This is a genomic window from Nonomuraea sp. B19D2 (assembly GCF_040137845.1).
In the GTDB taxonomy this organism is placed as follows: domain Bacteria; phylum Actinomycetota; class Actinomycetes; order Streptosporangiales; family Streptosporangiaceae; genus Nonomuraea.
Window position 1 is genome coordinate 256,992 of the sequence record NZ_JBEFAK010000004.1, and the last position, 19,001, is coordinate 275,992.

At 70.7% G+C, this 19,001-nt stretch carries 15 protein-coding genes; 5 read left to right on the forward strand and 10 right to left on the reverse strand.

The genetic code is table 11. The annotated features are described in order from the left end of the window. The first annotated feature begins 91 nt into the window (after nt 1–91). From ABN273_RS10555 to ABN273_RS10565, 3 genes are all read left to right on the forward strand, one after another. Complete coding sequence (locus tag ABN273_RS10555; RefSeq protein ID WP_349448499.1) at nt 92–1,888, forward strand: RNA ligase family protein; 1,797 nt, start codon at nt 92–94, stop codon at nt 1,886–1,888. After that, nucleotides 1,888–4,680, forward strand: a complete 2,793-nt coding sequence (locus ABN273_RS10560) for an RNA repair domain-containing protein (RefSeq protein ID WP_349448628.1) — start codon at nt 1,888–1,890, stop codon at nt 4,678–4,680. Before ABN273_RS10555 ends, ABN273_RS10560 begins: the two co-directional genes overlap by 1 nt. Nucleotides 4,681–4,781: 101 nt before the next feature. Further along, on the forward strand, nt 4,782–5,936 hold the full coding sequence (locus ABN273_RS10565) for an RtcB family protein (protein WP_349448500.1): 1,155 nt from the start codon (nt 4,782–4,784) through the stop codon (nt 5,934–5,936). Nucleotide 5,937: 1 nt separating this feature from the next. On the opposite strand, the gene ABN273_RS10570 is transcribed toward ABN273_RS10565, so the two are convergent. Together ABN273_RS10570 and ABN273_RS10575 are read right to left on the reverse strand one after the other, a co-directional pair. Continuing rightward, a complete protein-coding gene (locus ABN273_RS10570; RefSeq protein ID WP_349448501.1) occupies nt 5,938–6,723 on the reverse strand; it encodes an SDR family NAD(P)-dependent oxidoreductase in 786 nt (261 codons plus the stop codon). Continuing rightward, entirely contained in the window at nt 6,720–8,153 is a 1,434-nt protein-coding gene (locus ABN273_RS10575) for a DHA2 family efflux MFS transporter permease subunit (protein ID WP_349448502.1), read from the reverse strand. The genes ABN273_RS10570 and ABN273_RS10575 overlap by 4 nt, the downstream gene beginning before the upstream one ends. Nucleotides 8,154–8,233: 80 nt before the next feature. Here ABN273_RS10575 and ABN273_RS10580 point away from each other — a divergent pair, with 80 nt between their 5' ends. Then, nucleotides 8,234–8,857: a TetR/AcrR family transcriptional regulator gene (locus ABN273_RS10580; protein ID WP_349448503.1), complete on the forward strand. Its 624-nt coding sequence runs from the start codon at nt 8,234–8,236 to the stop codon at nt 8,855–8,857. Between the two features lie 30 nt (nt 8,858–8,887). On the opposite strand, the gene ABN273_RS10585 is transcribed toward ABN273_RS10580, so the two are convergent. The 3 genes from ABN273_RS10585 to ABN273_RS10595 all read right to left on the reverse strand — a co-directional run bounded on the left by ABN273_RS10585 (nt 8,888) and on the right by ABN273_RS10595 (nt 10,967). After that, nucleotides 8,888–10,042, reverse strand: coding sequence for a CU044_5270 family protein (locus tag ABN273_RS10585; protein WP_349448504.1), 1,155 nt, complete (start codon nt 10,040–10,042; stop codon nt 8,888–8,890). After that, nucleotides 10,039–10,578 carry an RNA polymerase sigma factor gene (locus ABN273_RS10590; RefSeq protein ID WP_349448505.1) on the reverse strand — a complete coding sequence of 180 codons (540 nt, stop codon included), beginning with the start codon at nt 10,576–10,578 and terminating at the stop codon, nt 10,039–10,041. Before ABN273_RS10590 ends, ABN273_RS10585 begins: the two co-directional genes overlap by 4 nt. Before the next feature lie 173 nt (nt 10,579–10,751). Continuing rightward, complete coding sequence (locus tag ABN273_RS10595) at nt 10,752–10,967, reverse strand: hypothetical protein (RefSeq protein WP_349448506.1); 216 nt, start codon at nt 10,965–10,967, stop codon at nt 10,752–10,754. Nucleotides 10,968–11,068: 101 nt separating this feature from the next. Here ABN273_RS10595 and ABN273_RS10600 point away from each other — a divergent pair, with 101 nt between their 5' ends. Beyond that, the gene (locus ABN273_RS10600; protein WP_349448629.1) at nt 11,069–11,752 is read left to right on the forward strand and encodes a phosphotransferase; all 684 of its coding nucleotides are present in this window, start codon (nt 11,069–11,071) and stop codon (nt 11,750–11,752) included. Nucleotides 11,753–11,760: 8 nt separating this feature from the next. Here the strand turns inward: ABN273_RS10600 and ABN273_RS10605 are convergent, their stop codons facing one another. The 5 genes from ABN273_RS10605 to ABN273_RS10625 form a co-directional block, all read right to left on the reverse strand. Next, complete coding sequence (locus ABN273_RS10605) at nt 11,761–12,381, reverse strand: phosphotransferase (protein WP_349448507.1); 621 nt, start codon at nt 12,379–12,381, stop codon at nt 11,761–11,763. Nucleotides 12,382–12,429: 48 nt separating this feature from the next. Beyond that, nucleotides 12,430–13,110, reverse strand: coding sequence for a respiratory nitrate reductase subunit gamma (gene narI / locus ABN273_RS10610; protein WP_349448508.1), 681 nt, complete (start codon nt 13,108–13,110; stop codon nt 12,430–12,432). Then, nucleotides 13,107–13,673: a nitrate reductase molybdenum cofactor assembly chaperone gene (gene narJ, locus ABN273_RS10615; protein WP_349448509.1), complete on the reverse strand. Its 567-nt coding sequence runs from the start codon at nt 13,671–13,673 to the stop codon at nt 13,107–13,109. The genes narI and narJ overlap by 4 nt, the downstream gene beginning before the upstream one ends. After that, the gene (gene narH / locus ABN273_RS10620) at nt 13,670–15,316 is read right to left on the reverse strand and encodes a nitrate reductase subunit beta (protein WP_349448510.1); all 1,647 of its coding nucleotides are present in this window, start codon (nt 15,314–15,316) and stop codon (nt 13,670–13,672) included. The genes narJ and narH overlap by 4 nt, the downstream gene beginning before the upstream one ends. A gap of 81 nt (nt 15,317–15,397) precedes the next feature. Beyond that, entirely contained in the window at nt 15,398–18,889 is a 3,492-nt protein-coding gene (locus ABN273_RS10625; protein ID WP_349448511.1) for a nitrate reductase subunit alpha, read from the reverse strand. Nucleotides 18,890–19,001: the final 112 nt, after the last annotated feature.

Here is a 19,001-nt window from a genome sequence, read left to right on the forward strand (position 1 = left end):
TGATGCAACTGAGCGGGGTTTATTCGATGGATCCGCTTTTCTCGCCACTTGTACAGTGACCCGGGCCGAAGGCTCGTCAGGGGAGGGAATCATGCGCGTGCACTACCCGCGCACCCCTCACCTGCCCTGGTCACCCGGTGCGACCCCGGACGACGTGCGCGCGGGCGACCTGTCCGGGCTGCGGGGGCAGGAGGTCGTGGTCACCGAGAAGCTCGACGGGGAGAACACCACTCTTTACTCCGACGGGATGCACGCCCGGTCGCTGGACTCGGCCCACCATCCCTCCCAGGCATGGGTCAAGGGCCTGCAGGGGCGGATCGGGCCGAGGCTCCCGGCCGGGTGGCGGGTGTGCGGGGAGAACGTGTACGCCCGGCACTCCATCGCCTACCAGGAGCTGGAGAGCTGGTTCTACGGGTTCTCGGTCTGGGCCGGCGATCGGTGCCTGGACTGGGACCGCGCGGTCGCCTTCCTGCGCGAGCTGGGGATTCCGGCGCCGCCGGTGCTGTGGCGCGGCGTCTTCGACGAGCGGGCGCTGCGGGGGTTGCGGCTGGACACGGAGCGGCAGGAAGGCTACGTGGTGCGGGCCGTCGAGGGGTTCCCGCGGGAGGAGTTCGCGGGGAGGGTGGCCAAGTGGGTGCGGCCGCAGCACGTACGGACCGGCACGCACTGGATGCACGCCACCGTCGTGCCGAACGGTCTGGGCCCGGCCGCGGCGCTGTGGTCGGTGCGCTCGGGCGCTGACCCCGACGTGACCGCCCTGCTGGCCGCCGCGGGCATCGCCGCCGAGGACCCGGCTCTGGGCAGGGTGGCGGATCCCGCCCGTGCCGAAGCCGGGGATGCCGTCCCAGAGGACCTTGCCAGGGCCGCGGCGGCGGTGGCGGGTCGGCTCGACGTGATCGGGCGGCATGGGGATGCCCGGCTGGCGGGCGTGCTGGCCGCCGCGCTGCATCCCATGCCGCGGGCCTGGCTGGCGGCCCGGCTGGCGGGGCCGCTGGGCATGCGGCTGGCGCGGCAGGTCGCGGACCTGGCCGGGCTGCACGTCGCCCTCCACCGGCCGTACCCGGACGAGGAGCGGCGTGCCGGACTGGCGCACATGGCACTCGCCGCCGACCTGGGCGTGCTGCACGCCGTCGCGGCGGCCGTGCTGACCGGGCATGCGGACGGCGCCGCCGGCCAGGCATGCGAGCAGGTCGAATGGTCGGCCCTGCACGCCGAGGACGCCGGGCTCCTCGGGCCGGCGCCGCTGGAGCCCTTGCGGGCCGGCCTGCGCGAAGCCCTGTCCGGGCTCGGCGCCGAGGTGGCCGACCGGTGCTGGGCGGAGGCGCGCGACGCCTGGACCAGGGGCCGGGTCGCCACGGCGGAGGAGGCCGTGGCGGCGACCTGGCGGTGGCGGTCCGGGCGGTTCCCCCGGCTGGTGCATCTGGTCGGGCCGTCGGGCAGCGGGAAGAGCACCTTCGCGGCGGGGCTGCCGGGGATCGACGCGTACCTCTCGCTGGACGACCTGCGCCAGGCCAGGGGCTCGCGGGCGGACCAGCGGGACAACCAGGAGGTGCTCGGCGAGGGCCTGGACCGGCTCGACGCCGCGCTGGCCGCCGGCGGCAGCGTGGTGTGGGACGCCACCTCGCTCAACAAACACCAGCGCTCACTCGTCCACGCTGTGGCGCGCCGCCGCGACGCGCTGACGACGCACGCGGTCGTGCTGGTGGAGGAGGACGAACTCCACCGGCGCAACGCCCGCCGTGCCCATCCGGTGCCGTCGCACGTGCTCGCCGCGCAGTTGCGCCGGTTCGTACCGCCCTATCCCGGCCATGCCCATCGCATCTGGTATGTCGGGGTGTCCGGAACGGTCGAGGACGTGGACGGCGCCTTGGACGGGGAGCAGACGTGATGCGTACCAGCGAGGAGATCTACCACCGGGTCCGCTGGGACCCGCGGTTCGACCAGTCCCGGTTCGTCCTGGGAGTCGGCCAGCGGGACGCGGCGCCCAAGCGTGTCCCGCTGCCCGCTTTCACGCCGGGCGGCGACATCCCCTGGCACCGGGTGCTGTTCGTCGAAGCGGACGGCGAGCTGGTCTGGGACCGCGCCACAGGCGTGGACCTCATCGACAGCTGCGAGGCCGGCCGGGCACGGGACCCACGCCGCCTGCGACCGCCGTTCTTCACGGCCAGGACCCCGCACGCCTGGGACCCCGCCGGCGGATGGCGGCCCGTCTCGGGGCGCGAGCACTCCGGACACAGGCCCCCCACGGCCGCCCCGCGCGTGCTGACGTGGAACACGCTGTGGGACCGCTACGACAGCGACCGCATCGACACTGCCCGGCGCCGCCCGCTGCTCTTGACGGCCCTGGAGGAGGCTGACGCGGACGTCATCGCACTGCAGGAGGCGGAGCCCGCGCTGCTGTCGATGTTGATGGCCGCCCCCTGGGTACGCGCCCACTACACCATCGGCACCGACCCGAACGGCTCGGACGTCGACGACAGCGGCCTGCTGTTGCTCAGCCGGCTGCACGTACGGGAGGCAGCCCGGCACGAGCTCGGCCCGCACAAGGCGGTGGCCGCCATCACCGTGGACACCGCCACCGGCGCTCTCGTCATCGCCGCCACTCACTTGACCAGCGACCATTCCAGCGACGGGGAGGCCAGGCGGCGAGCCGAGCTGGCCCGGATCGCCGAAGGGCTGGCCGGCGTGGACGGCGACCTGATCCTGCTGGGCGACTTCAACGACGGCACGGATACCCCCGCATCCGCGCTCGCCCTCCGCGACGCCTGGACGGAGGCGCACGGGCCCGACCAGACCCCCACCTTCGACCCGCAGGCCAACCCGCTGGCGGCGATCTCCTCGCGATCCGGTCGGGCCGCGCGCCTGGATCGGGTCCTGCTCCGTGGACGGCCCCGGGTCATCTCGGCGACCCTGCACGGCGACACACCCACCCCCGAGGGGCTGTACGTCTCCGACCACTACGGGGTCGAGGCGGTCCTTGACGTCACCGGTGGCGACCGCGACGACGTGCTCGACGTGTCGCCGACGGCACGTACGGCGGTGGCGTGGATACCGCCGCGGGACCTGTGGCCGCCGATCCAGGACGTCCGCCGCAAGCACGATCCGCAGCACGACCGCTGGCCGCCGCACGTCAACCTGCTCTTCGGCTTCGTGCCGGAGTCGGAGTTCGAGGCGGCGGCGCCGTTGCTGGCAGCGGCGAGCGCCGAGGTCGAACCCTTCACAGCCCGGCTGGAAGGGGTGCGTGCCTTCCGGCATCGCGACGACGCGACCGTCTGGCTCGACCCCGCCGCCGACGGCTCGGAGCCCTGGGCTCGGTTACGACATGCGCTGGAACGGCGCTTCCCCCGCTGCAAGGGACGACTGGAAGGCTTCACCCCGCACCTGACGCTCGGCCGCGCCGAAGATCCGGAGCACCTCGCCACGACTCGCCTGGACGGGATGACGGCGCAGGTCGGGGAGCTGGTGCTGCTGTCCCGTCGCGCCGACGAGCCCATGCGCCCGCGAGCGCTGATCACCCTGGGAACGGGGGAGCTCCGCTGGCTGCCCGAGGCTGCGGCCGGCGAGGGAAGCCGGCCGGATTCGGACGCTGGGCAGGTGGAGCGGCGGCTGCGTGAGGTGCTGCAGCCGGGCATCGTGTACGTCGCCGGATCCCGGCGCATGGGCTGCGAGCTCCCGGAAGCGGACCTGGACCTGGTGGCGGCGCTGCCCGGCGAAACGGACATGGCCGAGGTCGAAGCCCGGGTACGGACGGCGCTGCCCGCCGCCGCCCGGCTGCGCCAGGTGATCGGCGCCCGGGTGCCGGGCCTGCGGTTCCGCGCGGCCGGCCTGGACGTGGATCTGACCGTGGTCTCCACCGGGGCGCTCTCCTCCGAGCAGGCGCTGGCCCGCCGCGCCGAAATGGGTCCGGCGGCCGCGCTCGCCATGAGCGCGGTCAGCGACGCGGACACGATCCGCGCCTTCGCCGACCATGACCACGCCCGCTTCGCCCGCCTTGCCCGGCAGGTGAAGGCGTGGGCGCGGGCACGCGGCCTGGACTCGGCCCCGTTCGGCGGACTTCCCGGCCTGGCCTGGACGGTCATGGCCGCGCACACCGTACGCGAGAGCGACCGCCCCGCCGGCGACCTGCCCGGCCTCTTCTTCAGCACGTGGGCCGCCTGGAACTGGCGAGACCCGATCGCCCTCACCCCCATCTCCGCCCCGCAGGAACCGGCCCCGATCACGGTGATGACCCCCAGCGATCCCATACGCAACTGCGCCCGCCAGGTCACCCCCGGCGGCCTCGAACTGATCACTCAAGAGCTCTATGAGGCATGGGAGCTCACGGAGAAGGGCCGCTCAGCGGAACTGCTCGCCCCTCCGCCCCTCCACCGCCGTCACGCGGCCTGGGCGGTGCTGACCGTGAGCGCCGACCGTGCCGAGGAGCTTGACGCGACCCTCGGCCGGGTGCGGGGGCGGCTGCTGGAACTGCTCGCCGCCCTGGAAGAGAGCGGAGCGCCGGACGCCCACGCCTGGCCGCGCGCGTTCGGGACCGGCCCCCGATCAGCGCGGTACGCCATAGGCCTGGGCCACACGCCCCCGCAGGCCGCGCAGCTCGCCGAGATCACCAGTCGGTGGGCCAGGGGCCTGCCCGGGGTCAGGGTGGAGCGGGCTGAGTGCGGCGCCGTACCCACCTTGACCTGACGAGCTCCGGACCTCTCGAAACTCCCCGTTCGATAAAATAGGTGGGATTTCCTTACCTGGTCACGCCACACTGATCAAGAACCAGTGAGGAGATTCATCCCATGCCGAACCAGCCCGCACCGAACCTGCTGTCGTGGGCCAGCGAGATCGACGAAGGCGCGATCATGCAGGCCGCTCGCACCGCACGCCTGCCGTTCGTCTCCGGCCACGTCGCTCTCATGCCCGACGCGCACGTCGGCATCGGTGCGACAGTCGGCTCGGTGATCCCCACCGAGAACGCGATCATCCCCGCCGCCGTCGGCGTGGACATCGGTTGCGGGATGGTGGCCACCGAGACCTCGCTCACGGCCGCGGACCTGCCGGAAACGCTCGCCGCCCTGATGCCGATGGTGGAGCACCGCATTCCCGCCGGCGTCGGCAAGGGGCACGATGACCCGTCCATCGACCTCGCACTCAGCGACCTCGGGCTACCGCACACAGACCTCAACCCGAAGCAGACCAGGAAGGTCGCCGAACAGTTCGGCACCCTCGGGTCCGGCAACCACTTCGTCGAGGTCTGCCTCGACGAGCGGGACCACGTCTGGACCGTGCTGCACTCGGGGTCGCGCGGCATCGGCAACCAGCTCGCCCAGATGCACATCACGGGCGCGAAGAAGCTGATGAAGCAGCAGGCCGTCGGCCTGGAGGATCCGGACCTGGCGTACCTCGTGCAGAGCACGCCGGAGTTCACCGCGTACATCGAGGACATGCTGTGGGCGCAGCACTACGCCATGGCCTCGCGTGCCCGGATGGACAAGGTCCTGATCAACGCCCTGTTCCGGGTCGTCGGCAAGGGGGAGCGGGTGCGTACGATCAACTGTCATCACAACTTCACCCAGCAGGAGACCCACTACGGGAAGAGCCTGTGGATCACCCGCAAGGGTGCCATCAAGGCCGACACCGGTGACGAGGGCGTGATCCCGGGCTCGATGGGCGCCCGGTCGTACATCGTGCGCGGTCGCGGTAACCCCGAGTCGTACAACTCCTGCGCGCACGGCGCGGGGCGGCGTATGTCGCGTACCAAGGCGAAGAAGGAGCTGTCCGTGGCCTCCCTGACCCAGGCGATGAGCGGCCGCACCTGGAACGCGAACCGGGCCGCCGCGCTGGTCGATGAGCACCCGGAGGCGTACAAGCCCATTGACCAGGTGATGGCGGACCAGGAGGATCTGGTGGAGGTTCAGCACACGCTGCGCCAGATCTTCAACTACAAGGGGTAGCTCACCTCGCCGGGGCCACGCTCGATTCGATCAGCTCCAGCGTGCGGGAGTGGAGCCGTTCTGCGGCGGCAGGGGCGAACGCCGGGTGGTCCACGCTGATCCGGCGTTCGCGCAGGAAGGCGCTGAGCGGCTCGGCGGGCGGGGCGTCGATCATGGCGACGATCGGTTTGATGCCTTCGCCGACCGGCAGCCCGTGCCTCTTGAGTCTCGCCACGTGCGCGGCGGTCGCCCGGTCGTACTCGCCGGCCAGGCTCGTCGACACGCCGCCGGGGTGCATGAGGACGTATCGGGTACGGTCGCCGTGCCGCGCGGCGAAGGCCACGCCCAGCAGGTCGTTCGCCTTTCCGGCCTGGAACTGGGCGGCCACGCCGTCGTACCCGCGCTCGAGCATGAGGTCGTCCCAGCGGATGAGCTCGGTCGGCTGTCCCGGGCCTGACACGTTCACGATGAGCCGGGGCGCGGTGAGGCCGTAGCTGAGCAGGAAACGGCTCAGGTAGTCCAGCGCGAACGTGCCCTCCACCCCCTCGGCCGTCACGAACCGGTGCGTACGGAAGAAGCGCGCGCACAGCACGAGCGCGTCCACGACCGGGAAGCTGGCGTTGACCTCCTCGATCACCCGCCGGTTCGCGCTGATCAGGCTCAGGTCCGCGGGGATGAACGCCGCCCCGGGGACGGCTTTGGACTTGTCGCGCCCGATGACGGCCACGGCGTCGCCGCGTTCGAGGTAGGTGCGGGCGAGCGCCCGCCCCATGCCGTCCGTGCCGCCGCTGATCACCAGTGTCTTCATACGGTCCTCGCCAGCTCTTCTTCCGGTACGGCCTGCGTACGCGGGTTGCCCGGCAGGAGCGGGACGGCGGCCAGGACGATCACGATCACGGCCACGACGAGCCAGAAGATGCCGTGGAAGCCGGTCATCACGTCTCCGGCGGTCTGGAGGATGAGTGTGACGACGGCGACGCCGAGCGCCGCGCCGAGCTGGTTGAGCATGTAGAGCACCGAGCTGCCCTGCGCCACCATGGACGGCGGCAGCGCCCGGTACAGGGAGCCCATCGTGGGCGCGCTGAAGCACCCGCTGCCCAGCCCGATCGTGAACGCCGCAAGCGCCGGCCAGACCTCCGGTGTGTACGCGTCGATCCCGGTGAAGGCCAGCGCGCTGAGCACGGCCACGATCGCGCCGCCGGTGGCGAGGCCGCGGGCGCCGACGCGGTCCGACAGCCGGCCGGCCAGCGGCATGGCGACCGCCCCGCCGAGCCCGATCGGCGCCATCAGCAGCCCGGCGGCGAGCACGCCGTGCCCGTGTGCCTGCTGGTAGTACAGGGGCAGGGCGAACAGGGCGGCGAAGAGCGCCAGCCCGCCGAGTCCCATGATCGTGACGCTCGCGCTGAAGCCCCGGCTGGTGAACAGCCGCAGGTCGATCAGGGGCGGAGTGCGGCCGTCCGAACGGCCGCGTAGTGCGTGGCCGGCGTAGGCGAGCAGCAGCACCACGCCCACGCCCAGCGGGAGCAGCGCCTGCCAGGCGGTGAACGCGCGCTGCTCGGCCGTCTGCGACAGCGCGAGGACGACGGCCGCGAACCCCGGCCCGAGCAGCGCCAGCCCCAGCACGTCCAGGCGGGCAAGGACCGGGCCCTCGCCCTCGGCGTCCGCGGGGATCGCACGCAGGGCCAGCAGCAGCGCCACGAGGCCGACGGGCACGCTGAGCAGGAACATCCACCGCCACGAGAGGCCGGAGAGCACCGCGCCGCCCGCGATCGGCCCGAGCACCGGGCCCAGCGACAGGACCACGCCCATCAGTCCCATCACGCGCCCGGCCCGGCGCGGCCCGGCGGCGCGGGCCAGCAGGATCAGTACGAGAGGGTCCAGCAGCCCGGCCCCGAACCCCTGCAGCACCCGGAACACGATCAGGGCGCCGACGTTCCAGGCCAGCCCGGCCCCGAGCGCCCCGGCGAGGAACAGCGCCAGTCCCGCCAGCCACAGCCGCTTGCCACCGAACCGGTCGACGGCCCAGGTGGTGAACGGGATGGTGGCGGTCACGGCCAGCAGGAACCCGGTGGACGTCCAGCCGATCGTGCTGAGCGAGGTGTCGAAGGCTCCGGCCAGGGTGTCGACGGCGACGGCGGCCATCGTGCTGTTGAGGATGCCCAGCAGCCCGCCGAGCAGGATCACGCCGATGATCCCCAGCAGCCGTGGGTCCAGACGATCATCATCATTTGAACTCATGGGTTCAACATAGTTATCTCATGCGTTCGCATGCAACCGGCATGTCCATGAAGTTGAACCCGGAAGTACAATCTGGAGGCATGGCCACCATCTCGCGGGGACGCATCGACAAGCGGCAGGCGATCCTGGAGGGAGCGTTCACCGTGTTCGCCCGCCTGGGCTACGCGCAGGCGTGCGTGCAGGACATCGCGGACGAGGCGGGCGTGGCCAAACCGACGGTGTACAACCACATGACGGACAAGGCCACCCTGTTCAGGAACGCCATGGAGGCCGCCGCGCAGACCGCGCTCAACGAGCGCCTGGCGGCCCTGGAGCCGCTGGCCGGCCCCGGCGACGACCTGTGCGCCACGCTGGAGGGCGTCGCCGGCGAGCTGCTCCGGCTGCACACCGACGAGCGCTCGTGCGCGCTGCGCCGCCTGCTCTACTCCGAGGTGATCCGCTTCCCCGACGTGCTCGGCATCGTCAAGGAGAGCGGTCCCCACCGCCTCAACCAGGCCCTGGCCGACCGCCTGGCCCGGCTCGCGCTCGCGGGGCGACTGCGGGCGGCCGATCCCGACGTGGCGGCCGAGCAGTTCATGGCGCTGCTCATCGGCCCGCTTGAGGCCCGTTCCCAGATGGGCACCCGTACGATCCCGGCCGGCGAGCTGCGGGACGTGGCGGGCGCCGCCGTGCAGACCTTCATGAGAGCCTGGGGTACGGACTGATCATGCCCGCGACGGGTCCCGCCAGGTCTCCTAGGGCTTGGCGTCGGTCCAGCCCGCCTCGATCAGCGCGTTGGAGTTCCAGACCGTGCCCGGCTCGAGGCCGGCCTGGAAGCTGCCCGGCTGCACCACGACGTTCTCGTTCGCCAGCGCGCGCCCGGTCGCCTCATCGAAGATCAGCCGATTCTCCGACACGCCGTTGCCCTGGGTGGGCTCCTTGATCGCCACCGCCGTGCCCCGGCGTCCCTGCGTGTCCGTGACGTTCTCGATGACCTGCACGTCATCGAGCTCGGCCAGCATCCGGAACGCGGCCCCGCGCACCTCGGGCGTCACCGGCATGTCCATGATCAACCCCTTGCTGACCACGAACAGCCACGCGTCGCCCGACTTCGGCACGTCGGTGTCCTTACCCTTCCAGGACAGCAGCCGCCTCTTGAGCCCGTCCGGGTCGGTGGGCAGCTCGCGCAGGTCTTTTATGGTGACGTTGCGGCCCAGCCAGAACACCGTGTCGTCGTCCCCCAGGGGGCTGTGACCGGTCATGGCCCGTCGCGGCGACGTCTGCAGGACCATGGGCCGGCTCTTCCCGGGGACCGTGACCTCGATCGCGGTGGGGGACCCGGCCCGCTCCCACGCCTGCCGGTCCTCCTCGCTGGCCGGGCGCGCCCCGAGGGGCTGCATGCGACCCCACTGCTTCTGGTCCTCGCCGGTGGCGCTGGGCGTCCAGCCCTCGTCTAGTCGCTGGTCCAGGACCCGGTAACCGCCCTTGGCGGCGGTGAACAGGGTCCGGTGCACCGACACGGTGTGCCAGTACTCGCCCTTGCCCTCCGGTTGCCGGTCCGCCTTCGCGGCGGCGGCCAGGAGCACGTCCCGGGCCGACAACGTCACCTTCTGGGTGCTCGGCACATTTGCGGGGCTGCCGACGGGCGGGCGCGGCGTCGGCGCCGTGCCATTCATGGAGAGGACCACGGCCGCCGCCGTCACGGCCGCCGCGGCCCCGGCCAGTCCCAGCCCCCACGCGGGCCGTGCGACCCCGCGCCTGCGCCGCGCCGACCTGGGGGCCGACCTGGGGGCCGGTCTGGGGATCGACATGGCGCAGGAGAGCTCGGCGGCCCTGGTGCGCGGGTCGACGGGCCGGTCGTCGTCGAGATGGGCGGGCCTGGCGGCCCTGAGCTCGTCGATGGGGTTCATGACCACTCCTCGCTGAGGTTCCGCACGTGGGGCAGGGAGGATGCTTCCGGCCTGAGTGTGGCCTTGGCCTCCATGGCCTGCTTGAGCCGTTTGCGGGCCCGATGCAGCCGTACGCGGAACGCCGCCGACGAGCAGCCAACGACCCGCGCGCCCTCCTTCGGCGACAGCCCGTGCCACGCGACCAGGACGAGAATCTCCCGATCGTCCTCCGCCAGGGTGGCCAGGGCACGCAGCACGCCCAGTCGCTCGGTCACCTGATCGGCCACGTCGCCCTCGGTCCAGGCCCGCAGCTCGGCCGCGACCGCCTCCCGGCGTACCTCGGCGCGTACGTTGTCGCGCAGCACGTTCCTGGCGACGCCCAGCAACCACGGCAGTGCCGGCTCGGGCACGTCGTCCAGCCGCCGCCAGGCGATCGCGAACGTCTCGCTCACCACCTCGTCCGCCACCTGCCGCCCGGCGCGACTGACCACGTAGGCCCACACGCGTTGCCGGCATTCGTCGTACATGCCGGTGAACCGGTGCGCATCATCCGTCACCGCCCAGCCCCTTCGTTCGGGATGCGTTCTTCTGACACCACGAAGTGGTCCGAACCCTCCCGTTGTTACACCTCCGCCGAAATTTCCATTCCGCCCGTCGGGGTCCGGCGAAAAGCACTGGTCACACGCCGAACGGCGCCCCCTTGATCAGGAGGCGCCGTTCGTACTCGGGGCTACCTGACCCAGAGGTAGTACCAGCCGGTGGCGTTCTGTTCGCACTTGTATTCGTCCCAGCCCTCACGCTGGTACGACTGGCCCATGTCGATGCACTTGCTGCGGCTGGTGTACTCGCCGATGTACGTCCAGCCGGCGGCCTGGGCCGGGGCGGCGATGCCGATGGCGGCCAGCGCCGCGATACCCGCTGCGACGATGCCTGCACGAACGCGCATGCGTGATCTGCCTTTCTCCCGGGGGTGTTTCTTGATCCACGATCAGTGTTGGGACCATATGAGGGCCATAGAGCAGCTATACAGCGAGAGTGCGGGTGAGTATGGAGGTCGGTGAGCTGCTGGGGTCCGGACGTACAGCGGACGTATACGCGATCGACGGCGAGCGGGTGTTACGGCGCTACCGGGTGGACCTCGACGCGCGGCGGGAGGCGGAGGTCATCGCGTACGTGGCCGCGCACGGCTTCCCGGTGCCCGAGCTGTATCCCGGTGCGCAGCAGGCCACCGACCTGGTGATGGGGCGGTTGACCGGGCCGACGATGTTGCGGGCGCTGCTCGACGGGGGGATCACGCCCGAGGAGGTGGGCGAGGTTCTCGCGCGGCTGCTGCTGCGGTTGCACGAGATCCCGGCCCGGGTGTCCGAGGGTCCCGATGATCGGGTGCTGCATCTCGACCTGCATCCGGACAACGTCATGCTGACGCCCCGAGGGCCCGTGGTGATCGACTGGGGCAACAGCCGGGAAGGGCCGCCAGGGGTGGACTGCGCCATGTCGGCCGTGATCATCGCGCAGGTGGCGGTGGATGAGGACAGCGAGCTCGCCGGGACGGCGCGGGCGATTCTCGCCGCGCTGCTCGCCGGGCTCGGTGGCGCCATGGACTTCGGCGAGGGGCTCGAGCGGGCCAAGGCGTCCAGGGGCGCGAATCCGACGCTCACCGAACGCGAAATCTCGCTGCTTGACGACGCCGCGAGGCTGATCCGCGCCCTGCGGGCACCGTCCGCAGGCTGAGGCGGCGGCTACTCGGTCCAGGCCGCGGTGGCGTCGATGCGTTCGCGCCAGAGCTTCTCGCCGCCACTGCCGGGCTCCCAGCGGGCGCAGAAGTCGAGCAGGTCACGGCAGCGCGCCAGCATGGCCTCCTGGCGTTCGGCCCACTCGGGGACCGGGCCGTCGTAGGCCGCGAAGAAGTGGCGGAGCAGTGGGACGTGCTCCGGATGGTGGCTGCGGATGATCCACTCGCACCACGCCAGGTCTTCGATCGGGCGCCCCGGGTGGGCCCACTCCCAGTCGAGTATCGCGGTCGTCCGGAACGTGGCCGGGTCGAACAGCATGTTCTGCGGGCCGAAGTCGCCGTGCACGATGCCCAGCCGGTGGAGGTCGGACAGGATCCGGCCGCACTCGGTGAGCACCTCCACGGCGTGGCCCTCGTCGAGCAGGTCCTGGCCGTGGCTGCCGGAGACGAAACGGGTGGTCAGGCTCGTCTCGGTGACCTTGTGCACGCGGGGCACCGGGAGGCGGCCGCGCAGGCGGCGCAGGTATCTGCTCTCCGTGCCGAGCCTGAAAGCCGCCTCCGGGCCCTGGTAGCACTTCACGACCAGGGCGCCGTCGCCGACTGTGCTGTTGGTGTACCCGTGCTTCACAAGGGTCGATTCTGGCGCACCCGCGCCCCTCCCAGACGCCCCGGCACGCTATCGAACACGACTCCGATACACGATGTAAGGACGGAACAAATAGCCCAACGGGGCCGAAAGCGCATGCACCAGGCGGCTGAACGGGAAAAGAACGACCAACGCCATCCCGATGACGGTGTGCACCTTGTAAAGAATGTTGGCCTGACCCATCGCCATGACGTCCGGCTGGAGGATCAAGACGCCGCGGAACCAGGGCGCGACCGTGGTCCGGTAGCTCACCTCGGTCGGTACGAACCCCGCGACCGTCGTCGCCACGCCCGCCACGATCGACGCCGCCAGCACCGCGTACATCGTCTTGTCGTTGGCCGTGGTCGCCATGAACACCGGGCCGCTGGTGCGGCGGCGGTAGATCAGCAGGACCAGCCCCAACAGCGTGCCCAGGCCCGCGAGACCACCCCAGACGAGCGCGTTCATGTGATAGGCGTCGTTGCTCACGCCGATCGCGTCCGTCCAGCTCACCGGGATGAGCAGCCCGGTGATGTGGCCGACGATCACGAAGAGCAGGGCGTAGTGGAAGAGCGGGCTGGCCACGCGCAGCAGCCGGCTCTCGTGGAGCTGCGACGAACGGGTGGTCCAGCCGAACCTGTCGTAGCGGTAACGCCAGATCAGCCCGCCTGCGAAGACCACCAGGGTGACGTACGGGGCGACCACCCAGAGCAGGTGCTCCGGCCACCTCACAGGTAGCGCCCCACGGTCTCGGCCGGCGGCCCGCCCTGGGCCAGGCGCGTGGCCTGGAGCCGTTCCGCGGCGGTGATCGGCGGAAGGCTCGCGCACACCGTGCCGATCACGTACGCGTACGGCGAGTCGCGGTCGGTCAGGGCGGTGAGCAGCAGCTCCAGCCCCGGCCTGTGCTCCTTGAGCAGCGCGGCCCCCGAGGAGTCGTGCGCGGCGAACTCCAGCATCACCGGCAGGAAGTCGGGCAGCTCGTCGTCCATCAGCTCCCAGCCCGCCGTGCGGTAGCGCTGTTTCAGCTCAGCCAGCGACCGGCCGCGGCGGCGGGTGTCACCGTCGGTGTAGTAGGTCAGGTAGAGGCAGCAGCGCCGGTGCAGGTCGAACGTCTCCACGTAGTGCGCGGCCAGCTCGCCGGGGCCGAGCTCGGAGGCGACTGACAGGAACGTCCGGAAATGCGGCTCTGCGGCCTCCCTGATCAGCGGGAGGCGGCGCCAGAAGCGCTCGTCGGGGTAGGCGAGGAGGTGCGCGGCGGCTTGCCAGATGACGGCCCCGCTGATGACGCTGTTCATGGCCTTCCTCTCTCGGGGCCTCTCTCGGGGCCTCTCTTGGGGCCTCTCTTGGGCGGGAACAGGCCAGCGGGGGTGCCGCGGCCGTCCCAGTTGAGGAGGTTCACCCGGTCGTGGGTGACCTCGTCGCTGGTCTGGCGCTCTTTCAGGCCGTGGAAGCTCTCGATCGAGACCGGGACGGGCCGGCCCGACGCCTCGCCGAACGGGCTCTGCGTGCCGCGTCCCGCGTCGTAGTCGAGAGGGCACCCGCCCTCCTCCACGACGCCCGGCGGGATGTTGCCGTAGGCGGTCGGGATCACGTACCGCTCCTCGTACCTGGCCAGCGCCAGCAGCCGGTACATGTCGCGCACGTCGTCCTCCGGCAGGCCCGCGTCCGCGAGTACTGGTGGGTAGCCCAGGTTGACCGCGCGCATGTACGACCGCATGGCGGCCAGGCGGCGCAGCGCGGCGGTCACGGGCGCCGGGTCGCCGGCCGTGAACAGCTCGGCCAGGTAACCGATCGGGATGCGGAGCGACTCGATGGCGGCGAACAGGTTGCCCGCGTCCTCGCCGTCGTGGCCCCCTTCGGCCAGCGCGTCCACGACGGGGGAGAGCGGGGGGACGTACCAGACCATCGGCAGCGTGCGGTACTCCGGGTGCAGGGGGAGCGCGATCCGGTACCTCTTGATCAGGTCGTACACGGGTGATCTGCGTGCGGCCGCCACCCAGTCCGCGGGCAGCCCGGCACTGGACACCGCCGGGTCGTGCGGGTCGATGAACAGGCCCAGCTGGGCTTCGTACAGGTCGCGCTCGTCGGCGACCGAGGCCGCCTCGCTCACGCGGTCGGCGTCGTACAGCAGGACCCCGAGGTAGCGCAGACGCCCGACGCAGGTCTCCGAGCAGACCGTCGGGAGCCCGACCTCCACCCGCGGATAGCAGAAATGGCACTTCTCCGCTTTGCCGGTCTTGTGGTTGAAGTACACCTTCTTGTACGGACAGCCCGTCACGCACATGCGCCATCCCCGGCACCTGTCCTGGTCCACCAGCACGATGCCGTCCTCGACCCGCTTGTACAGGGCGCCCGACGGGCAGGAGGCCACGCACGACGGATTGAGGCAGTGCTCGCAGATGCGCGGCAGGTAGAACATGAACGCCTGCTCGAAGGCCAGTTTGACCTGCTCGGAGACCTTGGCCAGCACGGGGTCGGGCGTCGGGTCGCCGCCGAGGTTGTCGTCCCAGTTGGCGCTCCAGCGGATCTTCATCGGCTCGTTGCTGATCAGGGACCTGGGCGCCGCCACGGGGACGTCGCCGGACAGCGGGGCGCTGGTGAGGTGCTCGTAGTCGTAGGTCCAGGGCTCGTAGTAGTCCTGGATTGAGGGCATGAGGGGGTTGGCGAAGATGGTGAGCAGCTTGTGGAGGCGGCCGCCCGCTCTGAGCTTGAGCCGGCCCTTCTTGTCGCGCACCCAGCCGCCGTGCCAGCGGTCCTGGTCCTCATAGCGCCTGGGGTAGCCCTGTCCCGGGCGGGTCTCGACGTTGTTGAACCAGACGTACTCGACGCCCGGCCGGTTGGTCCAGGTCTGTTTGCAGGTGACGGAGCAGGTGTGGCAGCCGATGCACTTGTCCAGGTTCATCACCATGGCGACCTGGGCCATGATCCGCGGGCTCATTGGTCGCTCACCACTCCTCCTTCGCTACGCGGCCCGTTCGTTCCGCACGGTCCACTCCGCTCACTGCGTCGGGTTCGCTCATCAGTACCTCACCTCCTGCGATCGGCGGCGGATCGTGGTGATCTCGTCGCGCTGGCTCCCGGTGGGGCCGAGGTAGTTGAAGCCGTACGAGAGCTGGGCGTATCCGCCGATCATGTGGGTGGGCTTGATGAGCACCCTGGTCAGCGCGTTGTGGATGCCGCCTCTCCGGCCGGTCGCCGCCGACTTCGGCACGTCGATCAGGCGGTCCTGCGCGTGGTGCATGTACACCGTGCCGCGCGGCATGCGGTGCGAGACGACGGCCCTGGCCACGACCACGCCGTTGCGGTTGACCGCCTCGATCCAGTCGTTGTCCGCCACGCCCAGCTCGGCCGCGTCCTCCACCGACATCCAGATCGTGGGGCCGCCCCTCGACAGGGTCAGCATGAGGAGGTTGTCCTGGTACTCGGAGTGCAGTGACCACTTGTTGTGCGGGGTCACGTAACGCAGGGTGCCGGTCTCGCCGTACAGCGCGGCCAGGTCGAGCGGGGGGCGGTAGATCGGCAGCGACTCGCCGTACTCCTGCATCCAGTCGTGGTCGAGGAAGAAGTGCATGCGCCCGGTGAGCGTGTGCCAGGGCTTGCCGTTCTCCACGTTGATCGTGAAGGGGGAGTAGCGGCGGTCGTGCGACTCCTTGCCCGACCACTCGGGGCTGGGCGCGACGTGCACGGGCCTGGCCTGGGTGTCGGCGAAGTCGATGCGGTGCCGTACGTTGATCAGGTCGTCGAAGCCGGTGCCCGTGCGCTGGGCGAGCTGCCTGAAGCCCTGCGCGGCCAGCCTGCCGTTGCTCACGCCCGAGAGCGCGAGTATCGCCTCGCACGCCTTGGCGTCGGTGTCGAGCTCGGGCCTGCCCTTGGCCACGCCCCACGGCACCAGGCCGCAGCGCCGGCCCAGCCAGGCCACCTCCTCGTCGGGCATGAACGTCACGCCCTTGACCGGCAGCCCCAGCTGCTCCGTGAGCGGGCCGAGTGCCGCCAGCTTCCCGGCGACGGCGCCGTAGTCGCGCTCCACCACCGTCAGCTCCGGCCCGCCGGTCACCGCCAGCTCGCCCGGCGTGTCGTGCTGGTACGCCGTCGCCACCACGTCCCTGCGTACGCCGAGCTGCTCCTTGGCGAGCCGGCTGAAGGCCCCAGCGATGGCATGAAAGGCCGAAAAATCGGTCTTTGTCTCCCAGGGCGGGTTGATCGCCGGGTTGAACGCGTGCACGAACGGGTGCATGTCCGTGGTCGACAGGTCGTGCTTCTCGTACCAGGTGGCGGCCGGGAGCACGATGTCGGAGAAGACCGTCGATGACGTCATCCTGAAGTCGAGCGTGACCAGGAGGTCCAGCTTCCCGCGCGGGGCCGCCTCCTCGGGGTGTTCCAGGTTGGAGGTGGTGCCGAGCAGGTGGTGCAGGAAATATTCGTCGCCCTTGGCGGACGAGCCGAAGAGGTTCGAGCGCCACAGGGTGAGCACGCGGGGCCAGTTGCGCGGGTCGTCCGGGTTCTCCGCGGCGTGTTTGAGCCGGCCCGAACGGAGTTCCTCCAGGGTGTAGGCGATGGGGTCGTCGGCGTCGCCCAGGTCCAGCGGGTTCCTGTCGAAAGCGGGGGACATCGGCATCCAGCCGTTCTTGACGGCCTCGGTGACCAGGTCGGCGGTGCGCTTGCCGCGGAACTCGCCGGTGGCGAGCGGCGAGGCCAGCTCGCCCGCGTCGAAGTGGTCGTAACGCCACTGGTCGGTGTGCAGGTACCAGTACGGCGTGCCGGGCACCTGCCGCGGCGGCCGCGACCAGTCCAGGGCGCCCGCCAGCAGCGCCCATCCGCTCTGCGTGCGGCATTTCTCCTGGCCCACGTAGTGCGCCCAGCCGCCGCCGTTGCGGCCCTGGCAGCCGGTCAGCAGGAGGAGTGACAGGAACGCCCGGTAGATCGTGTCGCCGTGGAACCACTGCGTGGTGCCCGCCCCAAGGATGATCATGCATCGGCCCTTGGTGGACTCGGCCGTCCTCGCGAACTCCCTGGCGATCCTCGCCGCCCGTCGCGCGGGCACGCCAGTGATCTTCTCCTGCCAGGCCGGCGTGTACGGCTCGTCGGCGTCGTAGCCGTCCGGCCAGTCGCCGGGGAGCCCGTCCCGCCCCACCCCGTACTGGGCCAGGAGCAGGTCGAACACCGTGGTCACCAGGTGGTCCCCGGCCCGGGCCACCGGGACGCCCCTGCGTACCGAATGGCCGCCGTCGAAGCGGGGCAGCAGGACCTCGGCCGATTCGCCGCCGTACAGGGTGAGCTTGGGGTCGGTGCCCAGGTCGAGGTTCCAGCGGCCCGCGCCGGACTCGGTCCAGCGGAAGCCGATCGAGCCGTTCGGCACGACCGGCTCGCCGGTCTGCGACATGAGCACGGTCTTCCACTCGGCCGCCTCCTGCTCCGAGCCCAGGTCCTTGGCCGTGAGGAACCTGCCTGGCACGTACGCGCCCGCGTGCTCCTTGAGCCGGACGAGGAACGGCAGGTCGGTGAAGCGCTTGACGTAGTCGGTGAAATAAGGCGTCTCGCGCTCGACGAAGAACTCCTTCAGCAGCACGTGCCCCATGGCCATGGCCAGGGCGCCGTCCGTGCCTGGCCGCACGCTGAGGAACTCGTCGGCGAACTTGGCGGCGTCGCTGAAATCGGGGGAGATCACCACGACCTTCTGGCCCCGGTAGCGGGCCTCGGCCATCCAGTGGGCGTCGGGGGTGCGGGTGACGGGGACGTTCGCGCCCCACATCATCAGGTACGCCGCGTCCCACCAGTCGGCCGACTCCGGCACGTCCGTCTGGTCGCCGAAGACCTGGGGCGAGGCCACGGGCAGGTCGGCGTACCAGTCGTAGTAGGAGAGCATGGTGCCGCCGATCAGCGACACGAACCTGGAGCCGATGGCCTGGGAGACCATCGACATGGCGGGGATGGGGGAGAATCCGGCGATCCGGTCGGGGCCGTACGTCTTGATGGTGTGCACGTGGGCGGCGGCGATCATCTCGACGGCCTGGTCCCAGGTGATGCGGATGAGGCCGCCGCAGCCTCGGGCGCTCTGGTACTTACGCCTTTTTTCCGGATTTGTCGTGATTTCTGCCCATGCGGCGACCGGATCGCCGTTCAGGCGTTTTTTCGCTTCCGCGTACATCTCGACGAGGACGCGCCTGGCGTACGGGTAGCGGATCCGGGTCGGCGAGTAGGTGTACCAGGAGAAGGCGGCGCCGCGCGGGCAGCCGCGCGGCTCGTACTCGGGGCGGTCCGGGCCCACGCTCGGGTAGTCGGTCTGCTGTGTCTCCCAGGCGATGATGCCATCCTTGACGTACACCTTCCACGAGCACGATCCCGTGCAGTTCACGCCGTGCGTCGAGCGGACCACCTTGTCGTGGCTCCACCGGTCCCGGTAGAAGGTGTCGCCTTCCGTGCCGCCCTTCAGGTGGAGAGTGCGCAAGTCGGAGCTGGTGACCGACCTGCGCAGGAATCGGCCGGTCTTCAGCAGGAGATCCTCCGCGCTCATACCCCCACTCCATCACAGAAAGTGACCCTCTGTTACACAGGGTGCATGTCTGAACTTCGTAAAGGTCACGTGCCTGTAAGGGTGCCGGGGCGGGGAAAATGGTTTGCCGGGC

What these genes read in the sequence shown, in the direction of transcription:
- narJ (WP_349448509.1), bottom strand. Translation starts at nt 13,673, where the DNA reads ATGAACAGCGTCATCAGCGGGGCCGTCATCTGGCAAGCCGCCGCGCAC.
- ABN273_RS10570 (WP_349448501.1), bottom strand. Translation starts at nt 6,723, where the DNA reads ATGAAGACACTGGTGATCAGCGGCGGCACGGACGGCATGGGGCGGGCG.
- ABN273_RS10565 (WP_349448500.1), top strand. Translation starts at nt 4,782, where the DNA reads ATGCCGAACCAGCCCGCACCGAACCTGCTGTCGTGGGCCAGCGAGATC.
- ABN273_RS10600 (WP_349448629.1), top strand. Translation starts at nt 11,069, where the DNA reads ATGGAGGTCGGTGAGCTGCTGGGGTCCGGACGTACAGCGGACGTATAC.
- ABN273_RS10625 (WP_349448511.1), bottom strand. Translation starts at nt 18,889, where the DNA reads ATGAGCGCGGAGGATCTCCTGCTGAAGACCGGCCGATTCCTGCGCAGG.
- ABN273_RS10580 (WP_349448503.1), top strand. Translation starts at nt 8,234, where the DNA reads ATGGCCACCATCTCGCGGGGACGCATCGACAAGCGGCAGGCGATCCTG.
- narH (WP_349448510.1), bottom strand. Translation starts at nt 15,316, where the DNA reads ATGAGCCCGCGGATCATGGCCCAGGTCGCCATGGTGATGAACCTGGAC.
- ABN273_RS10585 (WP_349448504.1), bottom strand. Translation starts at nt 10,042, where the DNA reads ATGAACCCCATCGACGAGCTCAGGGCCGCCAGGCCCGCCCATCTCGAC.
- ABN273_RS10555 (WP_349448499.1), top strand. Translation starts at nt 92, where the DNA reads ATGCGCGTGCACTACCCGCGCACCCCTCACCTGCCCTGGTCACCCGGT.
- ABN273_RS10595 (WP_349448506.1), bottom strand. Translation starts at nt 10,967, where the DNA reads ATGCGCGTTCGTGCAGGCATCGTCGCAGCGGGTATCGCGGCGCTGGCC.
- ABN273_RS10560 (WP_349448628.1), top strand. Translation starts at nt 1,888, where the DNA reads ATGCGTACCAGCGAGGAGATCTACCACCGGGTCCGCTGGGACCCGCGG.
- ABN273_RS10575 (WP_349448502.1), bottom strand. Translation starts at nt 8,153, where the DNA reads ATGAGTTCAAATGATGATGATCGTCTGGACCCACGGCTGCTGGGGATC.